Below are 2,701 nucleotides of genomic sequence, written 5' to 3'. Positions count from 1 at the left end.
TCGCTGGCAAGGCGGAGGGCAGGCCTCGTACCGGGTTGTACTCGGTCTGTCCGACAACGCCGCCAGCGGCGGGCTGGGCGCGAAGACCGCGATCGAGGGCTTTGAGGACGTGCCCTAGCTAGGGCCCGCGGCCACCGGCGCCGCCCGGACCTTGCCGGGTCGGCGCCGGTGGCTGTGCCGAGGTCAGCGCCAGGGGGTCGCGGGCCGGCAGTTCCGCTCGTCGAAATAGGCCGGGTCGGTGGGAGGGGCAGCGATGAAGCCGTCCCCGCTCATGAACCGGCCGTCGGGAAGTGAATAGCAGTCGTGGTTGGGGGCGAAGGTCTGGTCATCGGTGTCCAGGAGGTTTCCCTCGGCGTCGTACGCACTGACCTTCACCGGTGCGTCGTCGGGCGGCGGGGGGCCCTGGTAGATCACCCGGGCCATGAACGTGCCGTTGGCGACCACGGCGTCGATCGTGCCGGTGTCGGTGGTCATCCGCACCGAGACGACCTCGGAGCTGACTCGTCCGAAGACCAGCCGGGAGGCCGGTGTGTCGCTGTGCTCCTCGGACCTGATCCAGTAGGAGTCCATCACGATCGAGCCGGGCAACCACACCCTGCCTCCCACCGCCCGCATCGTCAGGTTCAGGTGGTTAACCCACTTATCTGAACGAAACATGCAGTCGGAGGCGTCGGGGCCACCGATCAGCAGGGTGGCAGTACCGACGTCGTCTGTGATCGCGTTGTACAGCCGGTAGTCCCCGCCGGCAGGGTCCACCTTCTCGCACCGCCGCTCGAACTCGCTGCGCTCTTCGGCCGTCACGCCCGGCGGTAGCTCCAGCAGACGCTCGCCGCGAGCCGCCGGCGAAAGGGTGTCCGGCCTGTCACTCGGCAGCAGCACAACCACGGCGAACGCGACGACAGCGGCCGCCGCGGCGGCGAGGGTCGGGACGAACCAGGGGCGGCGAGGCGGACGGTCCATGGCCCGCACGACCTCCGCCCGGATCTCGGCGTGCCGGTCCGCCGGCAGGTCGCGGACTGGCGGCAAGAGGTGGGTCATGACTGCTCCAGCGGCATCGGGGAAAGTGGGATCGGTTTGTCGAGCAGGCGGGCCAGCCGCGCTCTGGCCTTGCTGACCCGGGCTCGCACACTCGCTTCGGCGATGCCGAGCACCGCCGCCGCCTCGGCGTAGGACACCTCGGACCAGACGCACAGCGCGAGCGCCTCCTGCTGGTTGTGCGGCAGCCGGCGCATCGCGGCGAGCAACCGCGCCATCGAACGCTCATCGTCGATTCGGGCGACCACGTCGTCGGCGTGGTCGGCGGTCGGGCGCTCGGCGGCGACCCTGGCCGTCAGTCCCAGCCGCCGGCGGACCGAACGCCGCTCGTTGCGGACGACGTTCGTGGCAACCGCGAGCAGCCAGGGCCGGGCGGAGTCGTGCTCCAGGACGACCGAGTCCCGTTTTCGCCAGGCCACCAGGAAGGTGGACTGGGTCAGGTCCTCGGCCTGCGACCAGGACGCACAGAGCCGGAAGCAGTGGTTGTAGACGGCCTTGGCATGCCGATCGAAAAGCAGCCCGAAGTCCGATCCACTGCCGGCGACGGCGCGAGCCCACAACTCGGCGTCCGGCGGATCGTCTGTTTTCATGCTCTGGTTGTGTCCGCTGCCCCTGGCGTGTTGCCTCTCCTGCCCCAGCCGGTCGAAGACGACGTCGGAATCGCTCGTTCGAGCTCGGCGCGGATCACGGTGCGGCGGTCCGGGGGCAGGCCTCGAGGGGTGGGCGGAGGCGTCGTCGTGAGCTGCTCGACCGGCGTCGCGGGGCGAGGAAGAACCCTGGTGATCACGCGTCGCAGAGCGGGCCGATCGCCGCGCGCTGACCGGCGACGACACGCCGCCACAGGATGGCGGCGGACGGACCGTCGCTGGTCATGGCCCGGTCAGGCGGACTGGGCGAGCTGTTCGCGGTAGGACTCGAGCCAGTCGACCAGGGCGTCGGGATGACCGAGGGCCAGGAGGTGGCCGCCGGGTAGTTCGTCGGGGGTGACGCCGAGGCGGGTCTGGGCGAGGTGGCGAGCGAGCTCCAGTGGGATCAGGCGGTCGTCGCGGCCGACCAGTACTCGGGTGGGGACGGTGGGCCAGGCCTCCAGCGGCCACGGGTGGCCGAAGATGGCGTCCGCCTGCTGGGGAACGCCGTGGTCGAGAACCGCCTCGACGACCTCGTCGGGTACGTCGTGCATGAAGGTGGCCCTGGGGTCGAAGGTGGCGTCGGGGTCGCGGCCCTCGCGTTCGTCGAGCTCCCGTTGGGCCTCGCGCTGGCCGGTGTTGGTCCACCAGTGGGCTGGCGTCTCACCGGGAGCCGGAATCATCGGGGCCACCAGGATCACGAGCTCGACGGGCACGCGGTGGCAGACGATCGCCGCGGTGTAGGCACCCATCGACTGGGCGACGAGAACGACGTCCGACCGGTGGCCGACAGCCTGCACGACCGTGTCGGCATAGTCGGCGAACGTCGCCTTCTCGTCGCCGATGGGCAGGTCGGGCGCCACGACGTCGTGGCCGCGGGCCTCCAACAAGGGCACGACGCGGTGCCAGTAAAACGCGTCGGAGGCGCCGTGGATCAACACGTAGGTGGCCATGGCGGACAGCCTACGCACCCCGAACGGCAGCGCGAGAACAGCCGGAAACGCCAGCAGGCCCCGCGATGGTTCGCGGGGCCTGCTGGG

At 70.6% G+C, this 2,701-nt stretch carries 3 protein-coding genes; all 3 read right to left on the bottom strand.

Annotated features, from left to right (window positions below; genetic code table 11):
* Window positions 1-183: 183 nt before the first annotated feature.
* Complete coding sequence (locus tag BU204_RS36145; RefSeq protein ID WP_075130305.1) at window positions 184-1,038, bottom strand: hypothetical protein; 855 nt, start codon at window positions 1,036-1,038, stop codon at window positions 184-186.
* The gene (locus BU204_RS36140) at window positions 1,035-1,625 is read right to left on the bottom strand and encodes an RNA polymerase sigma factor (protein ID WP_075130304.1); all 591 of its coding nucleotides are present in this window, start codon (window positions 1,623-1,625) and stop codon (window positions 1,035-1,037) included. The genes BU204_RS36145 and BU204_RS36140 overlap by 4 nt, the downstream gene beginning before the upstream one ends.
* Window positions 1,626-1,915: 290 nt before the next feature.
* On the bottom strand, window positions 1,916-2,701 hold a 786-nt coding region (locus BU204_RS36135; RefSeq protein ID WP_332888615.1), incomplete at its 5' end, for an alpha/beta fold hydrolase.

The sequence above is a fragment of the Actinophytocola xanthii genome, from assembly GCF_001921205.1.
GTDB lineage: Bacteria > Actinomycetota > Actinomycetes > Mycobacteriales > Pseudonocardiaceae > Actinophytocola > Actinophytocola xanthii.
Note: the sequence above shows the minus strand (reverse complement) of the source record. Positions and strands in the feature narration are given on the sequence as shown.

What these genes read in the sequence shown, in the direction of transcription:
- BU204_RS36145 (WP_075130305.1), bottom strand. Translation starts at nt 1,038, where the DNA reads ATGACCCACCTCTTGCCGCCAGTCCGCGACCTGCCGGCGGACCGGCAC.
- BU204_RS36140 (WP_075130304.1), bottom strand. Translation starts at nt 1,625, where the DNA reads ATGAAAACAGACGATCCGCCGGACGCCGAGTTGTGGGCTCGCGCCGTC.